Below are 23,706 nucleotides of genomic sequence, written 5' to 3'. Positions count from 1 at the left end.
CCCGGAAGGACAGATGCAGCGCCGAAGTCCCGGCGGGCGCCGGACCTTCCCCGGAAATCGCCTGCCCCGCCGCCCCGCTTCGCGGCAAGGCCCCGGCGCCGGCCCGCTGCGGCAGGCCGGGGCGCCGGCCGCGCGCCCGCACACCGGTGCGCGCGGCGCCGCCGGCCCCGGGTACTGCCGCGGCGCGGGTCATCGAATGGCCTTGAAGAAACGGTCGGCGCGCCAGTCCCAGAAGGCCAGCAGGCTGTTGCCGGCGGAGGAGAAGATGATCCGGTCCGCACGGCCGATCAGGTTCTCGAACGGCACGAAGCCCACGCCGTTGTCGGATTGCGAGAACCGGCTGTCGATGGAATTGTCGCGGTTGTCACCCATGAAGAAGTATTCCCCCGGCGGCACGCTGAACTCCACGGTATTGTCTGCCCGGGTTTCGCCGACATCAAGGATTTCATGCGAGACGCCGCCGGGCAGGGTCTCGATCTCGCGCCGCTTGATGCAGTCGCCGCCCTGGGCGGCCGGCACGTTGATGCAGTTCGGGCGTGAGCCGGGGTGGGTCTGCAGCCCCTGGGCCACGTAGGGCTCGACGAAGTCCGGCGCCACCTTCACGTCCACGGGCGTGCCGTTGATGTAGAGCAGCGAGTCCTTCACCTGCACCCGGTCGCCCGGCAGGCCGATCAGCCGCTTCACGTAATCCTCGCCGGTGCGGGGGTGGCGGAACACGATCACGTCGCCGCGCTCCGGCTGGCTGGCCCAGATGCGCCCCGAGAACGGGCAGGCCGAGAACGGGCAGGAATTGCGCGAATACCCGTAGGCGAACTTGTTCACGAACAGGAAATCGCCGATGAGCAGCGTCGGCTTCATCGACCCCGAGGGGATCCAGAACGGCTGGAACAGCAGGGTCCGGAACACCGCGGCGATCAGAAGGGCATAGACCACGGTCTTGACCAGTTCGCTGATGCTGCTGCTTCCGCTCTTCGACTTGGTGCTCATCTCGTTCCGTTCCATCGGTGCCCGCCACAGAGCGCGGCCGGGCGGGTCCATCGGTGCCCGCCGCAGGATGCGACAGGGCGGGTCCATCGGGTCCGGCCGCGACATGCTGCCGGGCGGGTCCATCGCAGCCCGCCGCGGCAGGCCGCCGGGCAGGTCCGTCATCCACCGCCGCGACACGCGCGACAAGCGGGCCGTCTCTCCCCGCCGCGAACCGCGCCGGGCAGGCCCCGCCGCCGGGGGCGCGAGGCCGTCTGCGCGCCCCGCCGGCCGCGGGACGGCTGGTCTTCCGGTGCCGGCCGCGAATTGCGGCACAGGGGGGTGCCCGGCGTCCGCCGCCTGCGGCGGCGGGGCCCGGACCCTGCCGCAGAACACGGCAGGCAGGACACGGCGGCGCCCGACAGGCGCCCCCGACGCAGCCCCTGCGTCAGGCGCGGCCGCGCTGCACAGCCGCGCGGGTTGTCGCGCCTCGGACGGGCGCTGTCAAGCAAGGCCGGGCGGTGCTCACGGACGCGATACCCGGGGGCCGCGCGCCCACGCGCGGAGCCGGGCCCGCCCACGGCACCGCCGCCACCGGGTGGCGGGCCTCCGGCCGCCCCGGTCCGCTGCGGCCCAGCGTCACGCCGTGGTCCGGCGTCACGGCACGGCCCGGTGCCACGGCGCAGCCCGGTGCCACGGCGCGGCCCGGCGTCACGGCACGGTCCGGCGTCACGGCGCGGCCCGGCGTCACGGCGCGGTCCGGCGTCACGGCGCGGCCCGGTGCCACGGCGCGGCTCACCGGTCCACCGGCGAGGCTTCGATCACCACGAAGGCCTGCGCCCAGGGGTGATCGTCGGTGAGCGACACGTGGATGTGCGGCACATGCCCCTCCGGCAGCATGCGCGACAGCCGCTCCGCCGCCCCCCCCGACAGCCGCATGGTCGGCTGGCCGGTGGGCAGGTTCACCACCTCCATCTCGATCCAGGCGATGCCCATGCGCAGCCCGGTGCCCAGCGCCTTGGAACAGGCCTCCTTGGCCGCCCAGCGCTTGGCATAGGAGGCGACCCGTTCCTTGCGGCGCTCGGACCGCCTCTGCTCGATCTCGGTGAAGACACGGTTGACGAACCGGGGGCCGAACCGCTCCAGCGTGCCCCCGATGCGCTCGATGTTGGCAAGGTCGGTCCCGACCCCGAGGATCATGCGGCGCCCGCGTCGCCGAATGCCTCGCGCCGGGCCTCGTCCATCAGCGCGCGCATGCGGCGGATGGCGCTGTCGAGCCCGGAAAAGATCGCCTCGCCAATGAGGTAATGGCCGATGTTGAGCTCCATCACCTCCGGGAAGGCGGCAACGGGCTTCACCGTCTCGTAGGTGATGCCGTGGCCGGCATGCACCTCCAGCCCGATGGAATGGGCGAAGGCGGCCATGTCGCGCAGGCGGGCGAGCTCGGCATCGCGGGCCTCGAGGCGGCCCTCGTTATGCGCGTCGCAATAGGCGCCGGTGTGCAGCTCGATCACCGGGGCGCCGATGCGCGCGGCAGCCTCGATCTGGCGCTGGTCGGCGGCGATGAAGATGCTCACCCGGCAGCCCGCCTCGCGCAGCGGGGCGATGAAATGCGCCAGCCGGTTCTCCTCCCGCGCCACCTCCAGCCCGCCCTCCGTGGTGCGCTCCTCGCGCCGCTCGGGCACAAGGCACACCGCGTGCGGGCGGTGGCGCAGGGCGATGGCCTGCATCTCCGGCGTGGCGGCCATCTCGAAGTTCAGCGGCACGGTGAGGGCCGCGACCAGCCGCTCGATGTCGGCATCGCCGATGTGGCGCCGGTCCTCGCGCAGGTGGGCGGTGATGCCGTCCGCCCCGGCGGCCTCGGCCAGGCGCGCGGCGCGCACCGGGTCCGGCGTTTCGCCGCCACGGGCGTTGCGCACGGTGGCGACGTGGTCGATGTTCACCCCGAGGCGCAGCCGGCCGAGGGGCTTCAGGGGGGCGGTGGCGTCAGGCATCTCGGTCCGGTCCTATGGTCTTCGCGCCGCCGGGGAGCCCGGACGGCGCAGTGTCATCCTGCAGCACGGGGCGGATCCGCGCGGCATCGTCAGTTCGCGGCGCCGCTCCGGCGGCCGTCTCGTCTTCCCGGCCGACACCGGGCACCGGCGCCGCCGCGTCCGCCGGAAGGGCTGGCCCGCCTCCCGAACCGCGCGGTCACTCCGCAGGGTCGATCTGGGGCGTGAGCCCGCATTTCCCCTGCGCCTCGGCCCGCTTGCGCGCCGCAGCCTCCATCTTCAGCTTCACCCGCGCCAGCATCTGGCCGCGCCGGCGGCGCTGATAGGCCCCGACCAGCACCCGGCAGATCACGTAGACCACCGCGCCACAGCCGAGCCCGGCGAGGGTGCCGCCGAGGAAATACGGCAGGAAGACATCGTGGAAGAACAGGAACAGCCGGTCCAGCGCGCTGGGGCCGTGGCCCAGCCAGCTCTGGAAGGTTTCCCAGATGCCGCCGAAGGCCTCGCCGAAGGCGTGGGTCACCTGGTTGAAGGTGGAGCCCTCGTCGCCGCGGCCGAGCAGCCAGCGGCCGATGCCGAGCGAGGTGATGGCGATGAAGGGGAAGGTGAGCGGGTTGCCCACCGCAGTGCCGATCAGCGAGGCGATGATGTTGCCGCGCACCACCCAGGCCACCGCGGCGGCATAGAGAAAATGCAGGCCGAACAGCGGGCTGAAGGACACGAAAGCCCCGGAGGCGAACCCCATGGCGATGCGGTGCGGGCTGTCCGGCAGGCGCTTCACCCGGTGGCCCAGGTACTCGATGCCCCGGCGCCACCCCTTGCGGGGATAGAAGAACTCCCGGGCCCGGTCCGCCAGTGGCAGCCTGTCGCGCCGCTTGAAGACCATCAGCGCCCCCGCGGCGCGCGCAGGGCGCTACGCGTTGCCGGCGCGCGGCCTGCGCACGTCGCCTGTTCCAGAAGCTCCACTCCACCGTCAAGCATTGCAGCCCACCTAAGCTCGCTCCGCCTCCCCAAGTCGCCAGGACGGGACCCGCCCTGGCAGCGCCCCGGTCATTCGACCCCGTCCGTCACCCCTACGGCACTCTGGCGCACCCGCGTGACCTGCGTGATGACCGACTCGGCCTCAAGCGCACGGATGATATGATGAAGGTGTTTCACATCCCGCAGCTCCAGATCAACATGGAGACGGTAAAAATCGGTTTTCCGCTCGGCGAAATCGATGTCGGAAATGTTGGCTCCCAGCTCACCGATCAGCGTGCACACCCGCCCCAGCGCGCCCGGGTCATTGGCCAGAACGACTTCCAGCAGCGCATGGTTCGACGGGCCGCGGCCGGCATCGGGGTTCCAGCGCAGGTCGATCCAGCGCTCCATCTGGTCCTCGAAGGCGCCGAGGGAGGGGCAGTCGATGGCATGGATCACCACGCCCCTGCCCCGCTCGGCGATGCCGATGATGCGCTCGCCCGGCAGCGGGTTGCAGCACGGGCCGGCAATCGCGTCCTGCCCCGCGGCAAGGCCGATGTAGATCGGGCCGTCGACACTGTCGCGCAGCGGCTCGCTCACCGTGGGCGTGGCGATGTCGGGGTAGAGCGAGGCGACCACCTCATGCCCGGTGATCTCGGCGGAGCCGAGCTTCGCGAGCAGGTCGTCCCCCCGCCCGATGGCCAGGCTGCGCGCGGCGGTGTCCAGCGCCTTGTCGGTCGCCTGCTTGCCGATGCGCTCGAAGGCGATGCGGGCGATCTCGCGGCCCATGCGGATGTCGGCGGCGCGGCGGTCGTTCTTCAGCGCCCGGCGGATGGCGGATTTCGCCCGGCCGGTGACCACGATCTCCTCCCAGGAGGATTGCGGCCGCTGGCCCTCGGCGCGGATGATCTCCACCGCCTGGCCGTTCTTGAGCTTGGTCCACAGCGGCACGCGCCGGCCGTCGACCTTCGAGCCCACGCAGGAATGGCCGATGCGGGTGTGGATGGCATAGGCGAAGTCGATCGGCGTGGCGCCGCGCGGCAGCTTCACCACCTCGCCCTTGGGCGTGAAGCAGAACACCTGGTCCTGGAACATCTCCAGCTTCACGTGCTCCAGCAGCTCGGCCGGGTTCTCGGTGGTCTCGATCTCCTCGGCGAGCTGGCGCACCCAGCGGAACGGGTCCACCGCGAAAGGGTTGTCGGAGGGCACGCCGTCGCGGTAGGCCCAGTGCGCGGCCACGCCGGCCTCGGCCACCTCGTGCATCTCGCGGGTGCGGATCTGCACCTCCACGCGCTTGGCGTTGCGCCCGGAAACCGTGGTGTGCAGCGAGCGGTAGCCGTTGCTCTTGGGCTGGGAGATATAGTCCTTGAACCGGCCGGGAACCGCCACCCAGCGCCGGTGCACCGCCCCCAGCGCGCGGTAGGCATCGTCCACCGAGCGGGTGATGATGCGGAAGCCGTAAATGTCCGACAGGCGGTGGAAGGCCTCGCCCTTGGCCTCCATCTTGCGCCAGATGGAATAGGGCCGCTTCTCGCGCCCGTAGACCTCGGCCTCCACGCCGGAATTGGCCAGCGCGCTGTTGATGTCGTCGGTGATCTGGCTGATCAGGTCGCCGCTTTCCTTGCGCAGGGTCGCGAAGCGGTGGATGATGGATTTCCGCGCATCCGGGTTCAGCACCTGGAAGCTCAGGTCCTCCAGCTCCTCGCGCATCCACTGCATGCCCATGCGCCCGGCCAGAGGCGCATAGATGTCCATGGTCTCGCGGGCCTTCTTCTCCTGCTTGTAGGGCTTGAGGTGCTTGATGGTGCGCATGTTGTGCAGGCGGTCGGCGAGCTTCACGAGCAGCACGCGCACATCGCGCGACATCGCCATGAGAAGCTTGCGGAAATTCTCCGCCTGCTCGGTCTCGCGAGAGCCGATCTGCAGCTTGGTGAGCTTGGTCACCCCGTCGACGAGATGGGCGATCTCCTCGCCGAAGATCTCCGCCACCTCCTCGGTGGTGCAGCCGGCGTTGTCCTCCACCGTGTCATGCAGCAGCGCGGTCACGATGGTGCTGTCATCCAGCCGGAGCGAGGTGAGCATCTTGGCCACCTCGATGGGATGATTGTAATAGGGTTCGCCCGAGGCACGGAACTGCCCGGCGTGCGCCCGGGCCCCGTAGACCCAGGCCCGTTCGATCAAAGCCTCATCTGTGTTGGGATTGTAGGCCTTGACGAGGTCGATCAGCTCGTCGGGGCGGGTAACCACACCCTTCACTCCTGCCAAGGGCTCGTCGGGGGCGGCCAGCGTCCGGCTGCCCCCCTGCTTCGTCATTTCGGGTCCTGCGCCTCCATGAGCGCACGCAGGAGTTTCTCCTCGGAGAGATCGTCCTCCTTGGGCGCCGGGGAATCGGCGAGCAGGAGGGCGGCCATCTCGTCCTCCTCGGGCTCGTCGACCTCGATCTGGCGCTGATGGCTCTCGATCGCCGCCTCGCGCAGGTCATCGACGAGAATGGTCTCGTCGGCGATCTCGCGCAGCGCGACGACGGGGTTCTTGTCGTTGTCGCGATCGAGGGTCAGCGGAGAGCCGGTCGCGATCTCGCGAGCACGGTGCGCGGCGAGCATGACGAGCTCGAACCGGTTCGGGATCTTGTCGACGCAATCTTCGACTGTCACGCGGGCCATGTGCTGATGCTCCATCAGGTTCCGGAATTACGAAGGGGATGTATCTAAGACCGATCCGCCCGCAAGGCAAGAGGCGAATCAATCAGCCGGGAAGCTCCGCAAGCCCCTCCAGCGCGGCGGCGGGCAGGCGCGCGTGCATCTCGCGCACGCTCAGTCCGGTGAGCGGATGGCGCCAGTCCGGCGCCACCTTCAGCAGGGGCGCAAGCACGAATCCGCGCTCGTGCAGACGCGGGTGCGGCAGCACGAGATGCTCCGGCGCGGGCCGGTTTCCCGCCTCCAACCCCAGCGCCATCAGGGCTTCCACCTCGGCGCGCCCCGGGGTCACCAGGTCGTTCCAGGCCAGCAGGTCCAGGTCGATCAGCCGTGGCCCCCAGCGGCGCTCGCGCACGCGACCCAGTGCGTTTTCAATACGATGCAGTGCAGCAAGGCTCTCCTCCGCGCCCAGGGGCGTGTCCGCCAGCAGGGCCCCGTTCACGAAGTCCGGGCCGATCCCCGGCGGCCAGGCCGGGCTGCGGAACCAGGGCGAGACCAAGCGCGGACGGATCGATTCGCCGGGCATCCCCGACAGGGCATCGCAGAGCGGGCCGGTCGCCCCGAAGGGGCCGGATTGCAGGTTTGACCCTACGGCAACAATGATCAGATTCATGCGCATCCCCTGCTAATCGCCTTTCCTTCTTCCGGCCAAATGCCTAAAACCGCGCTGTTGCCGCTGGCGGATGTGGAGGTCTCACCACGAAACTTGCGGGCAAAATCTATTTGGAGGTTCCCCAGATGTTTTACCGCGATGAACGCCTGGCGTTGTTCATAGACGGCTCCAATCTCTACGCGGCGGCGAAGGCCCTCGGCTTCGACATCGACTACAAGCTCCTCCGCTCGGAGTTCATGCGCCGGGGCAAGCTGGTGCGCGCGTTCTACTACACCGCGCTGATCGAGAACGAGGAATACTCCCCCATTCGCCCCCTCGTCGACTGGCTGGACTACAACGGCTTCTCCATGGTGACCAAGGCCGCCAAGGAGTTCACAGATTCCATGGGCCGGCGCAAGGTCAAGGGCAACATGGACATCGAACTGGCCGTGGACGCGATGGAAATGGCCCCGCATATCGAGCACATGGTGCTGTTCTCCGGCGACGGCGACTTCCGCCCGCTGGTGGCCGGCATCCAGCGCCACGGCGTGCGGGTCTCGGTGGTGTCGACCATCCGCTCCTCGCCGCCGATGATCGCCGACGAGCTGCGCCGCCAGGCCGACAACTTCATCGAGCTCGAGGAGCTGAAGGACGTGATCGGCCGCCCGCCGCGCCCCCAGCCCGCCCAGCCCCGCGAAGACGCCGAACTCAGCGAGGACTGAGGCCATGCCAGGCCTGCGCCTTCCCGCCGGGGAGGCCGCCGCGCCCGTCCCCGCCGAAGCCGAGCCCGGTTGCCGCCTCTGCCCCCGCCTCGTGGACTACCGCGAGGCGGTCGCGCTGCGCGAGCCGGGTTGGTACAACGGTGCCGTGCGCTCCTTCGGCGATGAAGGGGCGCGGCTTCTCGTCATCGGGCTCGCCCCCGGGGTGACCGGGGCGAACCGCACCGGCCGGCCCTTCACGGGCGATTATGCCGGCGACCTGCTCTACGCCACCCTCACGCGCTACGGCTGGGCCAACGGCCGGTTCGACGCCCGCCCCGACGACGGGCTGGTGCTCTCCGACTGCATGGTCACCAACGCCGTGCGCTGCGTGCCGCCGCAGAACAAGCCGGTGGGCGCCGAGATCAACACCTGCCGGCAGTATCTCTCCGCGCGCATCGCCGCCCTGCCCCGGCTGGAGGCGATCGTCTGCCTCGGGCGCATCAGCCACGAGAGCACGCTGCGTGCCCTGGGCGCGAAGCTCTCCGCCCATCCCTTCGCCCATGCGGCGCGCCACGAGATCGGCGGGCTGAAGCTCTTCGACAGCTACCATTGCTCGCGCTACAACACCAACACCGGCCGGCTGACCACGGAGATGTTCGAAACCGTCTTCGCCGCCGTGCGCGCCGAGCTGGGCTGAGCCCCCGCGGTCACGATGCCGCGGGCCCGCTCGCCCCAGAGGGGCGGCTTGCCAAACAGGGCCCGGAGGGGCGGCTTGCCAAACGGACCCCGGAGGGGCGGCTTCCTCTGCCCGCTCCACAGGCGTAGTGTCCTCTGCCGGCCCCGCGCGGGATGGTTCCCTCTGCCCGCCATTGAGAGGCGGTTTGCTAAACGGGGGCCCGGAGGGGCGGTGTCCTCTGCTCGCCCCGGAGGGGCGGCTTCCCCTGTCCACCCCGAGGGGCGGCTTCCTCTGTCCACCCCGGAGGGGCGGTATCCTCCACACGCCCCAGAGGGGCGGTTTCCTCTGCCCGCCGCGCGCGGTAAGCTGCGCCCGACATCCGCCTGGGAGAGTTTCATGCCTGAGCCGCTCATGCTCTATCTCGCCGCCCCCCGCGGCTTCTGTGCCGGGGTCGACCGGGCCATCCGCATCGTCGAGATGGCGCTGGAGAAATGGGGCGCGCCGGTCTACGTGCGCCACGAGATCGTGCACAACCGCTTCGTCGTGGACGGGCTGCGCGCGAAGGGCGCCGTCTTCGTGGAAGACCTGGAGGAATGCCCGACGGACCGCCCGGTGGTGTTCTCCGCCCACGGCGTGCCGAAGGCCGTGCCGGCGGAGGCGGCGCGCCGCGAGATGCTCTTCGTCGATGCCACCTGCCCGCTCGTCTCCAAGGTTCATGTGGAGGCCGAGCGCCACCATGCCGCGGGCCTGCAGATGGTGATGATCGGCCATGCCGGCCACCCGGAGACCCTGGGCACCATGGGCCAGCTCCCCGAGGGCGAGGTGTTGCTGGTGGAGACCGCCGAAGACGTCGCCACCCTCGCCCCGCGCGACCCCGGGCGCCTCGCCTTCATCACCCAGACCACGCTTTCGGTGGACGATACCGCCGGCATCGTGGCGGCGCTGAAGGCGCGGTTCCCGGCCATCGTGGGCCCGCACAAGGAAGACATCTGCTACGCCACCACCAACCGTCAGGAAGCGGTGAAGGCCGTGGCGCCGAAGATCGACGCGCTGCTGGTGATCGGGGCGCCGAACTCCTCGAACTCCCGCCGGCTGGTGGAGGTGGGCAGGCGCGCCGGCTGCGCCTATTCCCAGCTCGTCCAGCGCGCCACCGACATCGACTGGCGCGCCCTCTCGGGCATCCGCGCCGTGGGCATCACCGCCGGGGCCAGCGCGCCGGAGGTGCTGGTGAACGAGGTGATCGACGCCTTCCGCGCCCGCTACGACGTGACGGTGGAACTGGTGGAAACCGCGCAGGAGAACGTGGAGTTCAAGGTGCCGAGGGTGCTGCGCGAGAAGGTCGCCTGAGCGGCCCGCACGCGGAGCCCGGGCACCTGACCGTTCACCTCACCTCTGCACCTGCCGCCGGACCCCGACGCCCGGCAGGCATGCCGCACACCCGACCGCCCCGCCCCGCCTGGTACCCGACCGTTTGCCCCGCCCCTGCCACACGACACTGCCGCCCGGCATCCACGCCTGAGATCCGACCGTTCCGCCCCACCAGCCGCCTGACCGCTCGCACCACGCCTGCCACTCGACACCGCCGCCCGGCATCCGCGCCTGCCACTCGACACCGACCTTCGGCAGGCACGTCTGACACCTGACCGATCGCCCCGCCTGCCACCTGACCGTTACGCCTTGCCTGCCGCCCGACCGTTACGCCTCAGCCCCGCCCGTCTCGACACACCACGCAGCCCCGGAGCCTCAGCATGACCGACAGCCCCTCCGCCCCGGACACGCCCGCAGCAGCCATCACCGGAGGCTGCCAGTGCGGCGCCGTGCGCTACACCGTCACCGCCGCGCCGCTGGGCATGGCGCGCTGCCATTGCACCACCTGCCAGGCGCAGAGCGCCTCGGCCTTCGGCCTGTCGCTCTTCGTGCCCACGGAGGGCTTCGCGCTCACCGGAGAGACCCGCATCTTCGAGGTCACGGCGGATTCGGGCCGCCTGAAGCACTGTCATTTCTGCCCGGCCTGCGGCACGCGCGTCTATCACATCACCGCGGGTGGCGCGCCCGGCGTGGCGGTGAAGGGCGGCACGCTGGACGCGGGCCACGGCTTCCGCCCCGTGGCGGATTTCTACACCGACCGCCGGCTGCCCTGGGTCGCGCCCATCCCCGGCGCGCTGGACTTCCCGCGCGACCCGGGCGACATGCGCGCCGTGTTCGACGCCTTCAGCACCACCCGCTTCTATGACGACACCGCCGCCACCTATGCGGACTGGTCCACGCCCGAGCGGGTGCCCGGCACGCTGGCCGGCTTCCTCGCGCGCTTCGATGCGCCCTGCGACCTGATGGACCTGGGCTGCGGCGCCGGCTGGGCGGCGGCGGCCATGCGCGCGGCCGGCCACCGGGTGACCGCGCTTGACGCCTCGCCCGGCCTCGCCGCCGAGGCCGCCGCGCGCCACGGGCTCAGCGTGCGCATCGCGCGGGTGGAGCGCCTGGCCGACGAAGCCGCCTTCGACGGCATCTGGGCGCATTACAGCCTGCAGCACGCCGCCCGTGCCGCCATGCCGGACATCCTGGCGCGCATCGCCCGGGCGCTGCACCCCGGCGGCCGGCTGCTCATCGGCCTGCAGGCGGGAAGCGAGGACCGGCGCGACGGCCTCGGCCGCCACTACGCCTATTACCGGCCGGAGGAGATGCGCACCCTGCTCACCGACGCCGGTTTCACCGACATCGCCATCGACAGCCGCCCCGGAAAGCACTACGACGGCCACCCGTCCGAAAACCTGACCATCGAGGCCCGCCGCAATGCCTGAACTCTTCGCCTATACCGACGGTGCCTGCTCCGGAAACCCCGGCCCCGGGGGCTGGGGCGCCCTGCTCGTGGCGCGCGACGGGGCCACGGTGGTCAAGGAACGCGAACTGAAGGGCGGCGAGGCCCAGACCACCAACAACCGCATGGAGCTGATGGCCGCGATCTCCGCGCTGGAGGCCCTGGAACGGCCCACCGTGCTCACCATCATCACCGACAGCAATTACGTGAAGGGCGGCATCACCTCCTGGATGTTCGGCTGGAAGAAGAACGGCTGGAAGACCTCGGACAAGAAGCCGGTGAAGAACGAGGACCTGTGGCGCCGGCTGGACGAGGCCCACAAGCGCCACAAGGTGACCTGGGAATGGGTGAAGGGCCACGCCGGCCACCCGGAGAACGAGCGCGCCGACGAACTGGCCCGCGAGGGCATGAAACCCTTCAAGCCCGCCCGCGCCCGGGGCTGACCCCGGCGAGAACGCGGCTGCGCACCCGGGCGGGCCCCCGCCCGCGCATGGCCGCGGCACGGGGCGACGGTGGCACACCGCAGCCCGACGCCGGAAGGCCACGAGATGCCGCGAGGGTGAGCGGTGTCGGACGGTCACGGGGTGTTCCGGGGGCTGAGCGGTCTCGGAGGGCCATGGCGTGCCCCGGGGGCTGGGCGATGTCGGAGGGCCACGGCGTGCCCCGGGGGCCGAGCGGTCTCGGAGGGCTACGGCGTGCCCCAGAGGTGAGCGGTCTCGGAAGGCCACGGGGTACCTCGAGCGCTGAGCAGATTCGGGAGGCCGGGCACTGTCCGGCCCCTCCGGCCGGGCGCAGGCGCCGAAAACCCCGCCGCGACCCCTGTTTCGGGGCGAAAGCGGCTTCCCCAATGTCCTGCGGCCGGAAGGGCGCTTCTCCCCCGTGCCGTCGGACAGATTGCCGTCCGTGCGGCAGTCTTGACGGGTCAGGCCGTTGAATGGCGGCCTCCTGGCCGCGGGCCGCACCATCGCCCTCCTTGTCCGAAACGCCCACTCTCGGACCGAATCCTCCGCCCGGAGCGCCCGCCCTCGGGAAAGCCTCGCGACGAGGCTGAGGCTGAGGCTGAGGCTGAGGCTGAGGCTGAGGCTGAGGCTGAGGCTGAGAGCACCCCCAACCGGACTGCCACGCGCTGTCAAGGGCCCGGCGGCGGGGGGCTTCAGTCATCCCGCCGCGCGGGCCGCTTCAGACGAAGCGCGTGCCTTCGGGCAACGGGAAGCCGCGCAGGAAGTCCACCGCGTCCATGGCGCCCTTGCCGGAGCGCTGGAGGCGGGTGAGGCACACAGCGCCTGCGCCGCAGGCCACGATCACCCCGTCAGGGCCGGAGCCCAGCACCGTGCCCGGGGCGCCCGCGCCCTCGGCGGGCCGGCTGGCGAGGAATTTCACCCGCTCGCCGCCGGTCTCGCCCCAGGCGCCGGGAAAGGGCGAGAGGCCGCGGACCAGGCGGTCCACCTCGGCGGCCGGGCGTGCCCAGTCCACCCTCGCCTCGGCCTTGTCGATCTTGGAGGCATAGAGCACGCCCGCCTCCGGCTGCGGCTCGGGCACCAGGGAGGGTGCGGCCAGCGCCTCCACGATGAGCTGCGCGCCCAGCGCGGAGAGCCGGTCCTGCAGCGCGCCCGTGGTCTCCTCCGCCCCGATCGGCACGGCGGCGCGCAGCAGCACCGGGCCGGTGTCGAGCCCGGCTTCCATCTGCATGATGCAGACGCCGGTCTCGGCATCGCCGGCCATCACCGCGCGGTGGATGGGGGCGGCGCCACGCCAGCGCGGCAGCAGGCTCGCGTGGATGTTCAGGCAGCCGCGCGCCGGGGCGTCCAGCACCGCCTGCGGCAGGATGAGCCCGTAGGCCACCACCACGGCGATCCCGGCGCCGAGCGCCGCGAAGGCCGCGCGCTCGGCCGGGTCGCGGAAGCTGGCCGGGGTGCGCACGGGCAGGCCCAGCGCCTCGGCCCGCGCCTGCACCGGCGAGGGGCGCGGCTTCTTGCCCCGGCCCGCCGGGCGCGGCGGCTGGGAGTAGACGGCCGCCACCTCATGGCCCGCCGCCACCAGCGCGTCGAGCACCGGCACGGAGAACTCCGGCGTGCCCATGAACACCAGCCGCATCAGCGCCTCCCGGCCCGGGCCCGGGCCTTCATGTATTTCGACAGCAGCATCTGCCGGCGCGCGGGCTTCAGCCGGTCGAGGTAGACGAGCCCGTCCAGGTGGTCGATCTGGTGCTGCACCGAGGTGGCCTCCAGGTGGACGAAATCCCGCTCCACCTGCGCGCCGGTCTCGTCCATGTAGCCCACGGTGACGGCGCGCGGGCGCTCCACCTCGGCATGGATGCCGGGCAGGTTGGGGCTGGCCTCCACATGGCTGCGCGGCTTCACCGAGGCGTGCAGAACAACCGGGTTCGCCATGCGGATGGGGCTGGTGCGCGCCTCCGAACAATCCACCACCGCCAGGCGCAGCATCACGCCGATCTGGCAGGCCGCCAGCCCCACGCCGGGCATCGCGTACATGCTGTCCAGCATGTCCTCCCAGGTGGCGCGCACCGCGTCATCGACCGTCTCCACCGGGGCGCAGGGGGTGCGCAGGCGCTTGTCGGGCCACTGGAGGAAGGGGCGGATCACGCCCGCGACCGCTTCAGCTTCTTCATCTTCGAGGTGATCATCGAGCGCTTCAGCGCGCTGAGATAATCGATGAACAGCCGGCCGTCGAGGTGGTCCAGCTCATGCTGGGCGCAGGTGGCCCAGAGCCCGCCGAACTCCTTCTCCCGCAGCTTGCCGTCCATGTCGAGGAAGGACATGCGCACCAGCGCGGGGCGGGTCACGTCCTCATAGATGTCGGGGATGGAGAGGCAGCCCTCCTCATGGGTGTTCATCTCCTCCGAGGTCCAGGTGATCTCGGGGTTGAACAGCACCATCGGGTCTCCGGCCTCGTCCTTGCCGGAACAATCCATCACGAACACGCGGGAGAGCACCCCCACCTGCGGCGCGGCGAGACCCACGCCGGGGGCGTCGTACATGGTCTCCAGCATGTCCTCGGCAAGGCTGCGCATCTCCGGGGAAACCTCGGAAACGGGGTCGCAGACCTTCTTCAGGCGGGCATCCGGATGGATGAGGATGTTGCGCGTGCTCATGCCCGCGATTTAGGCGATGGCGGGCGCGGGTGCAAGCGCGTGCAGCCGCACCCGGGCTTGCACCCGGCGCCGCATCGGATAGCCTGACGGGCGGAGAAGGAGAACCCCCTGATGAGTTTTGATTTCGATACGGTCGTCGACCGGCGTGGCACCCATTCGGCGAAATGGGACAATCTCGAAGCCATCTATGGCATCTCGCCCGACGAGGGGCTGGCGATGTGGGTGGCGGACATGGACTTCCGCGCGCCCGACTGCGTGAACGAGGCGCTGGCCGAGGCGGTGCGCCACGGCGTCTACGGCTATTACGGCGATGACCGCTCCTACCGCGAGGCGATCACCGGCTGGATGGCGCGCCGGCACGGCTGGGCGGTGGAGAAGGAGTGGATCTCCACGGTGCACGGGCTGGTGGCGGGCACGGCGCTCTGCGTGCAGGCCTGGTCGGAGCCGGGCGACTCGGTGATCCTGTTCACCCCGGTCTACCACGCCTTCCACAAGATCATCCGCGCCAATGACCGCGAGATCCTGCAGTCGCCGCTCAAGCGCGTGGACGGGGTGTACCGCATGGACCTGGACACGCTGGCCACCCAGCTCACCGGGCGCGAGCGCATCGTGGTGCTGTGCTCGCCGCACAATCCGGGCGGGCGGGTGTGGTCGGCGGAGGAACTCCGCGCCCTCGCCGCGTTCTGCGCCGAGCACGATCTCATCCTGGTTTCCGACGAGGTGCACCATGACCTCGTCCTGCCCGGGGCGAAGCACACGGTGGCCGCCGTGGCGGCGCCCGAGCACCTCGACCGCATCGTGGTGATGGCCGCGACCTCGAAGACCTTCAACCTCGCCGGCGGCATGACCGGCAACGTGATCATCTCCGACCCGGACCTGCGCGCCGCCTTCACCGCCCGCCACCAGGCCAACGGCGCCTCGCCGAACCGCTTCGGCATGATCATGGCCGAGGCGGCCTATTCCGGGGGCGACGCCTGGCTGGACGCGCTGCTGGACTATCTTGCCGGCAACGCCCGGATCTTCGACAGCGCGATGAACGCCCTGCCCGGCGTGCGCACCATGCCGATGCAGGCCACCTACCTCTCCTGGGTGGACTTCTCGGGCACCGGCATGACGCCGGAGGAATTCACCCGCCGGGTGGAGAAGGAGGCGAAGGTGCTGCCCAACCACGGCGCGCCCTTCGGCAACGGCGGGGCCACCTGGCTGCGCTTCAACCTCGCCACGCCCCGAGCGCGGGTGGAGGAGGCCGCCGCGCGAATCTCCGCCGCCTTTGCCGATCTGCAGTGACACCCCCCGCGCGCCCCGGCCCCGGGGCGCGCCTTTCGCCGGCCTCCGCCTGGCCGCCGGCCCCCGCGCGGCCGCAAGCGTTCGCGCAGCCACCAGTGTTCGCGCGACCGCCGGCCTCCGCACAGTCACCAGCGTTCGCGCAGCCACCAGCCTTCGCGCAACTGCCGGGCCCCGCACAGTCACCAGCGTTCGCCCAGCCGCGCAGCCCTCGCGCAGCCGCCGGCCCCCGCACAGTCACCAGCGTTCGCCCAGCCGCGCAGCCGCCGGCCCCCCCCCACAATCGCCAGCGTTCGCGCAGCCGCGCGACGCTCGCGGAGCCGCGCAAAGGCGTTTCCCGGTGCCTCCCGCCACGGAGATGCCGGGCCGCGCCTCAGCCCGGGTCCTGAGGAATCGTCACCCGCATGGGGATCCTGCGCGGCGGCCGGACGTTCCGGCTCGGGATGCCGTCTGGCCGGAGCGGCCCGGGACCGCGAGGAGAACCGGCGCCCCTCGCTCCCGGCTCCGGCGCGGCAGATCAGGCGGCGGCGTCGCGCGTGGGTTTCGGCTTGCGGCCGGCCTCGGCGCGGGCAAAGGCCGCGGGCCAGTAGAGGACGGAGGCGATCTGCCCCGCTTCCTCGCCCAGCAGGTCGGCCCAGAAGGCCGCCGGTGCCGGGGCGAGGGCCAGCGCGCCTTCCGCGTCACCGTCCTCGAAGCTCATGTTCAGCCCGGCCTTGCGCGCCACGGCGATCATCGGCCGGTTGTTCTGGCTGGTGAAGATGCGGATGGCCTTCGCGCCCAGCGCCTGCGCGCGGCGCCGCGCGCGCTCCAGCAACATGAGCCCGATGCCGTTGCAGCGGAACTCCGGCTCCACGGTGAGGGCGGCCTCCACGTCATCCGGGCCGAAGCGCAGTTCAGCCGTGCCGCGCAACTCGCCGTCGCGGAACCAGCCGATCACCTGACGGTCCCGGCGCAGCGGCTCGGAGGAGTATTCCTGCAGGATGTCATGCTTGGGCAGGTTGCAGAAGCGCAGGCGCAGGTCATCCTTCGGCAAACGCTCCAGATGCGCGAGCAGAAGCGGGCCCTCCCAGGGCATGAGGGAGCGGAAGCTGCCCGAAACCGAACCGATCATTTGCGTCTACTCCTGCACGTCGCGCCTCAGCCGGCATCTGCGCAGCCGGGAACACGGGGGGCGCCCCCGATGATTGAGGGCTATCTAGTCTCGTGCGGCGGCTCCCGCACCCCACATTCGCGCAATGCTGCTATGCTGGCGCGCAGAACGACGTGCCCGCCCCTGCCCCGATCCGCGACGTGCCGCCCCTTCCGCCCGTGCCCGGGCGCCGCACCCCGGACCGGCCGCGAAAGTTGACAGCTGTCAACGCAATATTCTAACCGTTTCCTTAACAAACTCGAAACATCCTTCCCCCAGAGAGGTCCAGATGAGTTTCAAGGTCCAGCCCGCCCCGCCGGCGCGTCCGAACCGCTGCCAGCTGTTCGGCCCCGGCTCCCGCCCGGCGATCTTCGAGAAGATGGCCGCCTCCGCCGCCGACGTGATCAACCTCGACCTGGAGGACAGCGTCTCCCCGGCGGACAAGCCCGCCGCCCGGGCCAACGTGATCGCCGCGATCAACGACATCGACTGGGGCACGAAGACCCTCTCCGTGCGCATCAACGGGCTGGACACGCCGTTCTGGTATCGCGACGTGGTGGAGGTGCTGGAGGAGGCGGGCGAGCGGCTCGACGTCATCATGATCCCGAAGGTGGGCTGCGCGGGCGACATCTACGCGGTGGATGCGCTGGTCTCGGCCATCGAGGCGGCGAAGGGCCGGGCGAAGCGCATCGGCTTCGAGGTGATCATCGAGACGGCCGCCGGCCTCGCCCATGTCGAGGAGATCGCCGCCGCCAGCCCGCGCATGCAGGCGATGAGCCTCGGGGCAGCGGATTACGCCGCCTCCATGGGCATGCAGACCACCGGCATCGGCGGCACGCAGGCGGGCTATTACATGCTGGCGGACGGGCCGGGCGAGCGCGCCGTGTCCCAGCCCGATCCGTGGCATTTCCCCACCGTGGCGATCGTTTCCGCCTGCCGCACCCACGGGCTGCTGCCGGTGGACGGGCCCTTCGGCGATTTCTCCGACGACGCGGGCTTCACCGCCCAGGCGCGGCGCTCGGCCACGCTGGGCATGGTGGGGAAATGGGCGATCCACCCGAAGCAGGTGGCGCTGGCCAACGAGGTGTTCACCCCCTCCGAAGCCCAGGTGACCGAGGCGCGCGAGATCCTCGCCGCCATGGCGGAGGCGGAGAAGGCCGGCCAGGGCGCCGCGGTCTACAAGGGCCGGCTGGTGGACCTTGCCTCCATCCGCCAGGCACAGGTGATCGTGCGGCAGGCGGAGATGATCGCGGGGTGAGGCGGCCCGCCTGAGGGGTGGCCCCGCCGAGAGCCGCTGCCACCCCCGGCGCAGCCGGCGCGAGAGCCGCCGGGCCCGGCTGTGCGCTGCGGCGCCCCTGCGGTGGCTGGCGGAGGGGCGCGCCGATATCGGAAGGCATGCCCGGCCGGCGCCCGCCCGCGTGGCCCCTGCTGCCGCGCCCGGCACGCGGCCGCCGCGGCCCGCGCTTGTTGCATTCCGGCACCCGTTCAACATATATCGCGGCTGAGCGATGCGAACGGGTGCCCCAGTATGCAGAACTATCTCGATTTCGAAAAAGGTCTGGCGGAGATCGAAGGCAAGGCGGAGGAACTCCGCGCCCTGTCCCGGAAGATTCCGGATGCGCCGGTGGAGAAGGAAGCCGCGGCGCTGGACCAGAAGGCCCATGACCTGCTGCGCGACCTCTACGCGAATCTCGATGCCTGGCGGAAGTGCCAGGTGGCCCGGCACCCGGACCGCCCGCATACCGCCGATTACATCCGCGCGCTCTTCACCGAGTACATGCCGCTGGCCGGCGACCGGAACTTCGCCGAGGACCGCGCGGTGCTCGGCGGTCTCGCCCGGTTCGAGGACCGCCCGGTGGTGGTGATCGGCCACGAGAAGGGCAACGACACCCGCTCGCGCATCGAACACAATTTCGGCATGGCCCGGCCCGAGGGCTACCGCAAGGCCGTGCGCCTGATGGACCTCGCCGACCGGTTCCGCCTGCCGGTGATCTCGCTGATCGACACCACCGGCGCCTACCCCGGCAAGGGCGCGGAGGAGCGCGGCCAGTCCGAGGCCATCGCCCGCTCCACCGAGAAATGCCTCGAGATCGGGGTGCCCTTCGTCTCCGTGGTGATCGGCGAGGGCGGCTCCGGCGGCGCGGTGGCCTTCGCGACGGCCGACCGGCTGGCGATGCTGGAGCACTCGGTCTACTCGGTGATCTCGCCGGAGGGCTGCGCCTCGATCCTGTGGAAGAACGCGGAGAAGATGAAGGAGGCGGCGGCGGCGCTGCGCCTCACCGCGCAGGACCTGCTGAAGCTCGGCGTGATCGACCGCGTGATCCCGGAGCCGGTGGGCGGCGCCCAGCGCCATCCGGAGGAGACCATCTCCCGCGTGCGCGAGGCCATCGTGGCGATGCTGGGCGAGCTCTCCGGGATGGAGCCTGCAGCATTGCGCAGCGCCCGTCGGCGCAAGTTCCTCGACATGGGGTCTAAGTCGCTCGTCTGAGCGGCTTTGCCCCGAGCCCCCGAGCGCCCGCCCATCCCGGCGGGCGCGTTCGTTTGTGCCCTGCGGCAGGCCATCCCCTCGTGTGCCTCACCGGCTGCCCCGGGGCACGGGGGCTGCGCCCGCCCCCCGGGTGGGCACGGCTGTGCTCGTGGCAGGCGCCTTATCTCGAAAGCACCGGACGAAGGCTGTGCGGCGCACGACATCGCCATCGCGCCCTCCGGGCGGGGAGGGCCGGGCGCGGCCCGGACTGGTGGCCCGCGCGGAGCGCATGAGCCCGACCCGGATCCGCGGTGGAAAGGTCGGTCTCGGCGGTCGCACACGGATAGCGCGTTCGAATCCTGCACGGCTCACCACGCTGTCGCCGGACGTCGCGCGAAGCACAGGGGGGACGCGCCCCGCTCCGAGAGGGCGCGCGCCACTTCCGGGAGGGGCGCTTTGTCGAGACGCCACAAACGCGGGGTGAGCCGCATCTGACATCGCCGTCGCTTCCCTACAGGCGGAGGTCGGGCAGGGCTGGCTGCCCGGGCGGGAGGGGCGAGCCGGGCGCTCATGGGTGCGGTGCGGGCTCAGCGCTGCGGCCGGAAGCCGGCTTCGGCCTCCAGCGCCTGGCTCGCCTCCTCGATCTCCACCGAGACGCGCTTCATGAAATCGGCGAGCGGGAGGCCCTGCGGGATCGGGTCGAGGAACGCGATCACCGCGGTGCCCGGGCGGCGGTAGAGGCTGTTGCGGCCCCAGAACACCCCGGCGTTGGTGGCCATCGGCACGCAGTTCTGGCCCAGCCGCTGGTAGAGCACCCCTGCCCCGATCTTGAACGGCGCGGTCACGCCCGGCGCCACGCGGGTGCCCTGCGGGTAGATCACCATCTGGCCGGGGTCGTCGGCGCTGCCGGCCACGTCCTGCACCATCTGGCGCATGGCGGCGCCCTTGCGGCTGCGCTGCACCGGGGCGCAGCCGATGCGCATCGCGTACCAGCCCAGCACCGGGGCCCATTTCAGCTCCGCCTTCATCACGAACTTGGGCCGCTCCAGGCAGGCCACCAGCATGATGATGTCCAGGAAGCTCTGGTGCTTGGCCACCACCAGCACCTCGCCCACGGGCGGGGTGCCGCGCACTTCGGTGCGCAGGCCGCAGATCAGCCGCAGCAGGCGCAGGATGATCCGGCAATAGAGCTTCACGGCCCAGTAGGCCCCGTCCCGCGAGGCCAGAGCGAGGGGCGCGCAGAGCAGCCCCATCACGGCCATCAGCCCGTAGAGGCAGGCATCGAACAGCAGGGAGCGCAGCAGCGTCATCGGACCTCTCAGGACATCTGTCAGAGCACCTGGCGCAGCGCGTAGCGCGTTGCCCAGCGGGTGGACCAGAAGGCGGCGAAGGCCGCGGTGAAAGGCACCATCGGCAGCATCAGCCAGCCCCAGCCGGTGGGGGTGAGGCCGGTGATGAACGCATCCTCGCGCCCTGCCCCGGGCAGGGCGAAGAGCACGATCAGCGCCAGAACCGTTCCGGTGAGCGCCCCGGCCAGCGCCCGCAGGGTGAAGCGGCGCACGAAGGCGCGCATGATGAAGGCATCCCCCGCCCCGATCAGCCGCAGGGTGAGGATGACGGACTGGTTCGCCGCCAGCGAGGAGCGCGCCGCGAGCATCACCATCACCGCCATCAGCAGCACCACCAGCGTGACGGCCACCACCGCGAGCATCTGCATGCCCCCCGCCGCGCGCAGCAGCGGGCGTCGCCAGCGGGTGTGGTCATCGTAGATCGCGCCCGGCACCTCTCCGGCAAGGTGCTGGCGCAGGCTGTCGCGGTCCGGGCCGGCGGAGCTTTCGATGATCTCGATCAGCCGGGGCACCGGCAGGGCGTCGAAGGGGATGCCCTCGCCCAGCCAGGGGGTGAGCAGCGCGCGCTGCTCGCCCTCGGTGAGCGCCCGGGCCGAGACGATGCCCGGCGTCGCCTCCAGCAGCTCCAGCGCCGCGGTCACGCGCGCGTCCAGCTCGGCGGAGGGGCCGGAGATGCGCACCGTGGCGGCATGGGCGAACTCGGTGGACCAGCGGTCCGCCAGCCGGGCGGCGGCGAGGCCGAGGCAGATCGCGGCCACCGCGAGGAAGGCCATCGCGGCGGAGGAGAAGCCGACCATGAGCGCGGTGAAGCCGGTGGCCGGCACCACGCCGTCGGCCTCCCGGTCCCCGGTCACGAGGCGGCTGAGTTCGGCGCGGGTCACAGCGAGGCTCCGGCGGTGAGGATCCGGCCGCGGGCGATGCGCAGCACGCGCGCCTCCACCTGGCTTTTCGCGGCGCGGATGAGGTTGAGGTCGTGGGTGGCCACGAGGATGGTCTTGCCCAGCCGGTTCAGCTCGATGAGCAGGCGCAGGATGCGCTGGCCCATCTCCCAGTCGAGGTTGCCCGTGGGCTCGTCGGCCAGCACCAGGTCGGGCGAGCCGATGACGGCGCGGGCCAGCGCCGCGCGCTGACGCTCGCCGCCCGAGAGCTCCGGCGGCAGCGCGTCGCCGCGCTCCTCCAGCCCCACCCAGGAGAGCAGGTCCGCCAGATCGTCGACATAGCTCGCCTCCGGCCGGCCGAGCACGCGCAGCGGCAGGCCGACGTTCTCCGTGAGCGTGAGATGGTCGAGGAACTGGCAGTCCTGGTGCACGATGCCGATGCGGCGGCGGGCGCGGGTGATACCCTCCCGGTCCAGCTCCTCCACCGGGGTGCCGAAGGCGAGCATCTCCCCCTCGGAGGGCCGCAGCGCGAGATAGCACAGCTTGAGGAAGGTGGTCTTGCCCGAGCCGGAGGGGCCGGTGAGGAAGTGGAACGACCCCGGCGCAAGCGAAAGCTCGATCCCCTCCAGGATCGGCCCCGTTCCATAACTGAATCCGGCCTTATGAAAGCTGATCACCGCGAACCTGTCCTCGCCACCCAATGCGCGCAACCGGCGCCGCGCGGACAATCGCAGAGCTTCGGCGCAATCTCAACCACCCGTGCGGGGCGCGCGCGCCCCGCGCCGTCGGAGACGGCTTGGCACGGAGGGGCGCGCAGTCTATCTCTGGGGGCCGAGCACAGGCGTGCCGCGCCAGGCGCGCGCCCCAGCGGCCAGAGGAACGATGCGACTTCAATGCCCGAATTGCAGCGCGCGCTACCGGGTGCCGGACGGCGCCATCCCCGCCACGGGGCGCTCCGTCCAGTGCAGCGCCTGTGGCGCGTCCTGGACCCAGCCGGGCCTCCTGCCGCTGGATGACCCGGAACCGGCCTCGCTGGCCGAACCCTCCCCGGCGCTGCGCGAGCGCCCGTCGGAAGACGGGGGCTGGTCGGTGCTCGGCCCGGAGGGCAGCCCGGCCGACACCCTGCGCCCGGTGGACCTCACCTGTTCGGGCACGGCCCGCGATGATTCGCCCCGGAAGGCGGCGCAGGATACTCCCGCCGCCCCGGAACCGGAGGCCGAGGACCCGCTGGACCGCGCCATCAACGCGGCCCGCGCCGCCGAGCGCGGCCGCGCCTTCCACCGCATGCCGGCGGAGCCCGACACTGAGCCCGATGTGCAGGATGTCGGGGGGGAGCCGGAGGCCGGCCCAGACCCCGCCGCCGGGGACACCGTGCCCCCGGAGCAGGACACCGCCCTGCCCCCGATGCCCGAGGCCTCCCGCCGCGCCCACGCGCGTGAGGACGCGCTGATCCGCTCGCTGCAATCGCGCCTCTCCGAGCGCGAACGCCGGGCGGAGGCGACCGCGGTGGCGGCGATCAGCACCCTGCTGTCCCGGCAGGGCGCCGGGCCGCAGGAAGGCTCCGAGCCGCTGCGCCCCATGCCCGCGCCGGAGCGCGCCGCCCCGGCGCGCAGCCTGCCGGTGCACCTGCCCGCCCCGGTGCCCCCCGACCGCGCGGAGCGCGCCCCGGCCTCTCCCGGGCGCTTCGCACTCGGGCTGGCGCTGCCCCTGGTGGTGTTCGGCGCCGCCCTGCTGCTCTACGTGCTGCAGGACACCGTGAGCGGCCTCCTGCCCGACGCGGCGCCGGCCCTCGACGGCTACGTCGACGGCATCGACACCGCCCGCTCCGTTCTCCGGGAGGGCTGGCAGAGCGCGCTGGCCTCGGTGAAGGACCTGGCCGGGCGCTGACACCTGCGCAGGCGTGGCGGCGGGAGTGCTGGCGTTCGGATGCATCGACAATCCGCGTGACGAGGTTCGGGGCGGGGGAGATCTGCAAGCGCCGGGCCCGGGCCTTCCGGGCAGGCTTCGCATTCGGGGAGGCGTGGCGCAGCCATCGCCGCCTCGCCTGCAGGCTTTCGCCGCCCGGCTGAGACCGGCAGGCCAATGGGGCTTCC

Annotated in this window: 23 protein-coding genes; 9 read left to right on the top strand and 14 right to left on the bottom strand. The window is 71.5% G+C overall.

All coding sequences use genetic code 11. From position 1 onward, the window contains the following. Nucleotides 1-189: 189 nt before the first annotated feature. From lepB to folK, 7 genes are all read right to left on the bottom strand, one after another. Nucleotides 190-987, bottom strand: coding sequence for a signal peptidase I (lepB, locus tag FDP22_RS10565; RefSeq protein WP_138573317.1), 798 nt, complete (start codon nt 985-987; stop codon nt 190-192). A gap of 771 nt (nt 988-1,758) precedes the next feature. Beyond that, nucleotides 1,759-2,163, bottom strand: a complete 405-nt coding sequence (acpS, locus tag FDP22_RS10560) for a holo-ACP synthase (protein WP_138572750.1) — start codon at nt 2,161-2,163, stop codon at nt 1,759-1,761. Further along, the gene (locus FDP22_RS10555) at nt 2,160-2,957 is read right to left on the bottom strand and encodes a pyridoxine 5'-phosphate synthase (protein WP_138572748.1); all 798 of its coding nucleotides are present in this window, start codon (nt 2,955-2,957) and stop codon (nt 2,160-2,162) included. Before FDP22_RS10555 ends, acpS begins: the two co-directional genes overlap by 4 nt. A gap of 196 nt (nt 2,958-3,153) precedes the next feature. After that, nucleotides 3,154-3,840, bottom strand: a complete 687-nt coding sequence (locus tag FDP22_RS10550; RefSeq protein WP_138572746.1) for a DUF2062 domain-containing protein — start codon at nt 3,838-3,840, stop codon at nt 3,154-3,156. 164 nt (nt 3,841-4,004) lie between these two features. Further along, complete coding sequence (locus tag FDP22_RS10545; protein ID WP_138572744.1) at nt 4,005-6,227, bottom strand: RelA/SpoT family protein; 2,223 nt, start codon at nt 6,225-6,227, stop codon at nt 4,005-4,007. Continuing rightward, nucleotides 6,224-6,577 (bottom strand): DNA-directed RNA polymerase subunit omega, encoded by a 354-nt coding sequence (gene rpoZ, locus FDP22_RS10540; protein WP_138572742.1) that lies wholly within the window; start codon nt 6,575-6,577, stop codon nt 6,224-6,226. The genes FDP22_RS10545 and rpoZ overlap by 4 nt, the downstream gene beginning before the upstream one ends. An 82-nt stretch (nt 6,578-6,659) precedes the next feature. After that, a complete protein-coding gene (gene folK, locus FDP22_RS10535; protein WP_138572740.1) occupies nt 6,660-7,223 on the bottom strand; it encodes a 2-amino-4-hydroxy-6-hydroxymethyldihydropteridine diphosphokinase in 564 nt (187 codons plus the stop codon). A gap of 125 nt (nt 7,224-7,348) precedes the next feature. On the opposite strand from folK, the gene FDP22_RS10530 reads away from it, so the two are divergent. The 5 genes from FDP22_RS10530 to rnhA all read left to right on the top strand — a co-directional run bounded on the left by FDP22_RS10530 (nt 7,349) and on the right by rnhA (nt 11,837). Continuing rightward, a complete protein-coding gene (locus tag FDP22_RS10530) occupies nt 7,349-7,924 on the top strand; it encodes a LabA-like NYN domain-containing protein (RefSeq protein WP_138572738.1) in 576 nt (191 codons plus the stop codon). A 4-nt stretch (nt 7,925-7,928) separates the two neighbouring features. Then, nucleotides 7,929-8,600 (top strand): uracil-DNA glycosylase, encoded by a 672-nt coding sequence (locus tag FDP22_RS10525; protein WP_138572736.1) that lies wholly within the window; start codon nt 7,929-7,931, stop codon nt 8,598-8,600. 375 nt (nt 8,601-8,975) lie between these two features. Further along, complete coding sequence (gene ispH / locus FDP22_RS10520; protein WP_138572734.1) at nt 8,976-9,926, top strand: 4-hydroxy-3-methylbut-2-enyl diphosphate reductase; 951 nt, start codon at nt 8,976-8,978, stop codon at nt 9,924-9,926. A 401-nt stretch (nt 9,927-10,327) separates the two neighbouring features. Next, nucleotides 10,328-11,377 (top strand): GFA family protein, encoded by a 1,050-nt coding sequence (locus tag FDP22_RS10515; protein ID WP_138572732.1) that lies wholly within the window; start codon nt 10,328-10,330, stop codon nt 11,375-11,377. Beyond that, nucleotides 11,370-11,837, top strand: coding sequence for a ribonuclease HI (gene rnhA / locus FDP22_RS10510; RefSeq protein ID WP_138572730.1), 468 nt, complete (start codon nt 11,370-11,372; stop codon nt 11,835-11,837). Before FDP22_RS10515 ends, rnhA begins: the two co-directional genes overlap by 8 nt. Before the next feature lie 736 nt (nt 11,838-12,573). Here rnhA and fmt read toward each other — a convergent pair. Genes fmt through def (FDP22_RS10490) form a run of 3 tightly spaced genes read right to left on the bottom strand, consistent with a single transcriptional unit; the run spans nt 12,574 to nt 14,506 of the window. Next, entirely contained in the window at nt 12,574-13,488 is a 915-nt protein-coding gene (gene fmt / locus FDP22_RS10500; protein WP_138572728.1) for a methionyl-tRNA formyltransferase, read from the bottom strand. Further along, complete coding sequence (gene def, locus FDP22_RS10495) at nt 13,488-13,997, bottom strand: peptide deformylase (protein WP_138572726.1); 510 nt, start codon at nt 13,995-13,997, stop codon at nt 13,488-13,490. The genes fmt and def (FDP22_RS10495) overlap by 1 nt, the downstream gene beginning before the upstream one ends. Continuing rightward, nucleotides 13,994-14,506: a peptide deformylase gene (gene def, locus FDP22_RS10490; RefSeq protein WP_138572724.1), complete on the bottom strand. Its 513-nt coding sequence runs from the start codon at nt 14,504-14,506 to the stop codon at nt 13,994-13,996. Before def (FDP22_RS10490) ends, def (FDP22_RS10495) begins: the two co-directional genes overlap by 4 nt. Nucleotides 14,507-14,617: 111 nt before the next feature. On the opposite strand from def (FDP22_RS10490), the gene FDP22_RS10485 reads away from it, so the two are divergent. After that, the gene (locus tag FDP22_RS10485) at nt 14,618-15,793 is read left to right on the top strand and encodes a MalY/PatB family protein (RefSeq protein ID WP_138572722.1); all 1,176 of its coding nucleotides are present in this window, start codon (nt 14,618-14,620) and stop codon (nt 15,791-15,793) included. 514 nt (nt 15,794-16,307) lie between these two features. On the opposite strand, the gene FDP22_RS10480 is transcribed toward FDP22_RS10485, so the two are convergent. Continuing rightward, entirely contained in the window at nt 16,308-16,901 is a 594-nt protein-coding gene (locus FDP22_RS10480) for a GNAT family N-acetyltransferase (RefSeq protein WP_138572720.1), read from the bottom strand. Between the two features lie 307 nt (nt 16,902-17,208). Between FDP22_RS10480 and FDP22_RS10475 the strand changes: the two genes are divergently transcribed. Continuing rightward, nucleotides 17,209-18,177, top strand: coding sequence for an L-malyl-CoA/beta-methylmalyl-CoA lyase (locus tag FDP22_RS10475; RefSeq protein WP_138572718.1), 969 nt, complete (start codon nt 17,209-17,211; stop codon nt 18,175-18,177). 270 nt (nt 18,178-18,447) lie between these two features. Continuing rightward, a complete protein-coding gene (locus FDP22_RS10470; RefSeq protein ID WP_138572716.1) occupies nt 18,448-19,407 on the top strand; it encodes an acetyl-CoA carboxylase carboxyltransferase subunit alpha in 960 nt (319 codons plus the stop codon). Nucleotides 19,408-19,973: 566 nt separating this feature from the next. On the opposite strand, the gene FDP22_RS10465 is transcribed toward FDP22_RS10470, so the two are convergent. Genes FDP22_RS10465 through FDP22_RS10455 form a run of 3 tightly spaced genes read right to left on the bottom strand, consistent with a single transcriptional unit; the run spans nt 19,974 to nt 22,290 of the window. Then, the gene (locus FDP22_RS10465) at nt 19,974-20,696 is read right to left on the bottom strand and encodes a lysophospholipid acyltransferase family protein (protein ID WP_138572714.1); all 723 of its coding nucleotides are present in this window, start codon (nt 20,694-20,696) and stop codon (nt 19,974-19,976) included. Between the two features lie 20 nt (nt 20,697-20,716). Next, a complete protein-coding gene (locus FDP22_RS10460) occupies nt 20,717-21,616 on the bottom strand; it encodes a cell division protein FtsX (RefSeq protein ID WP_138572712.1) in 900 nt (299 codons plus the stop codon). Next, complete coding sequence (locus FDP22_RS10455; protein ID WP_138572710.1) at nt 21,613-22,290, bottom strand: cell division ATP-binding protein FtsE; 678 nt, start codon at nt 22,288-22,290, stop codon at nt 21,613-21,615. Before FDP22_RS10455 ends, FDP22_RS10460 begins: the two co-directional genes overlap by 4 nt. A gap of 205 nt (nt 22,291-22,495) precedes the next feature. On the opposite strand from FDP22_RS10455, the gene FDP22_RS10450 reads away from it, so the two are divergent. Further along, entirely contained in the window at nt 22,496-23,500 is a 1,005-nt protein-coding gene (locus FDP22_RS10450) for a zinc-ribbon domain-containing protein (protein WP_138572708.1), read from the top strand. Nucleotides 23,501-23,706: the final 206 nt, after the last annotated feature.

This window comes from Paroceanicella profunda (genome assembly GCF_005887635.2).
In the GTDB taxonomy this organism is placed as follows: Bacteria; Pseudomonadota; Alphaproteobacteria; order Rhodobacterales; family Rhodobacteraceae; genus Paroceanicella; species Paroceanicella profunda.
This window is presented reverse-complemented; position numbering and strand designations above follow the sequence as displayed.

Excerpts from the sequence above, each read along its gene's own strand:
- lepB (WP_138573317.1), bottom strand. The coding sequence starts at position 987 with ATGAGCACCAAGTCGAAGAGCGGAAGCAGCAGCATCAGCGAACTGGTC.
- rnhA (WP_138572730.1), top strand. The coding sequence starts at position 11,370 with ATGCCTGAACTCTTCGCCTATACCGACGGTGCCTGCTCCGGAAACCCC.
- FDP22_RS10545 (WP_138572744.1), bottom strand. The coding sequence starts at position 6,227 with ATGACGAAGCAGGGGGGCAGCCGGACGCTGGCCGCCCCCGACGAGCCC.
- FDP22_RS10485 (WP_138572722.1), top strand. The coding sequence starts at position 14,618 with ATGAGTTTTGATTTCGATACGGTCGTCGACCGGCGTGGCACCCATTCG.
- def (WP_138572724.1), bottom strand. The coding sequence starts at position 14,506 with ATGAGCACGCGCAACATCCTCATCCATCCGGATGCCCGCCTGAAGAAG.
- folK (WP_138572740.1), bottom strand. The coding sequence starts at position 7,223 with ATGAATCTGATCATTGTTGCCGTAGGGTCAAACCTGCAATCCGGCCCC.
- FDP22_RS10555 (WP_138572748.1), bottom strand. The coding sequence starts at position 2,957 with ATGCCTGACGCCACCGCCCCCCTGAAGCCCCTCGGCCGGCTGCGCCTC.
- FDP22_RS10530 (WP_138572738.1), top strand. The coding sequence starts at position 7,349 with ATGTTTTACCGCGATGAACGCCTGGCGTTGTTCATAGACGGCTCCAAT.
- FDP22_RS10480 (WP_138572720.1), bottom strand. The coding sequence starts at position 16,901 with ATGATCGGTTCGGTTTCGGGCAGCTTCCGCTCCCTCATGCCCTGGGAG.
- fmt (WP_138572728.1), bottom strand. The coding sequence starts at position 13,488 with ATGCGGCTGGTGTTCATGGGCACGCCGGAGTTCTCCGTGCCGGTGCTC.
- FDP22_RS10515 (WP_138572732.1), top strand. The coding sequence starts at position 10,328 with ATGACCGACAGCCCCTCCGCCCCGGACACGCCCGCAGCAGCCATCACC.
- FDP22_RS10465 (WP_138572714.1), bottom strand. The coding sequence starts at position 20,696 with ATGACGCTGCTGCGCTCCCTGCTGTTCGATGCCTGCCTCTACGGGCTG.
- ispH (WP_138572734.1), top strand. The coding sequence starts at position 8,976 with ATGCCTGAGCCGCTCATGCTCTATCTCGCCGCCCCCCGCGGCTTCTGT.
- FDP22_RS10475 (WP_138572718.1), top strand. The coding sequence starts at position 17,209 with ATGAGTTTCAAGGTCCAGCCCGCCCCGCCGGCGCGTCCGAACCGCTGC.
- rpoZ (WP_138572742.1), bottom strand. The coding sequence starts at position 6,577 with ATGGCCCGCGTGACAGTCGAAGATTGCGTCGACAAGATCCCGAACCGG.
- acpS (WP_138572750.1), bottom strand. The coding sequence starts at position 2,163 with ATGATCCTCGGGGTCGGGACCGACCTTGCCAACATCGAGCGCATCGGG.
- FDP22_RS10470 (WP_138572716.1), top strand. The coding sequence starts at position 18,448 with ATGCAGAACTATCTCGATTTCGAAAAAGGTCTGGCGGAGATCGAAGGC.
- FDP22_RS10550 (WP_138572746.1), bottom strand. The coding sequence starts at position 3,840 with ATGGTCTTCAAGCGGCGCGACAGGCTGCCACTGGCGGACCGGGCCCGG.
- FDP22_RS10525 (WP_138572736.1), top strand. The coding sequence starts at position 7,929 with ATGCCAGGCCTGCGCCTTCCCGCCGGGGAGGCCGCCGCGCCCGTCCCC.
- FDP22_RS10450 (WP_138572708.1), top strand. The coding sequence starts at position 22,496 with ATGCGACTTCAATGCCCGAATTGCAGCGCGCGCTACCGGGTGCCGGAC.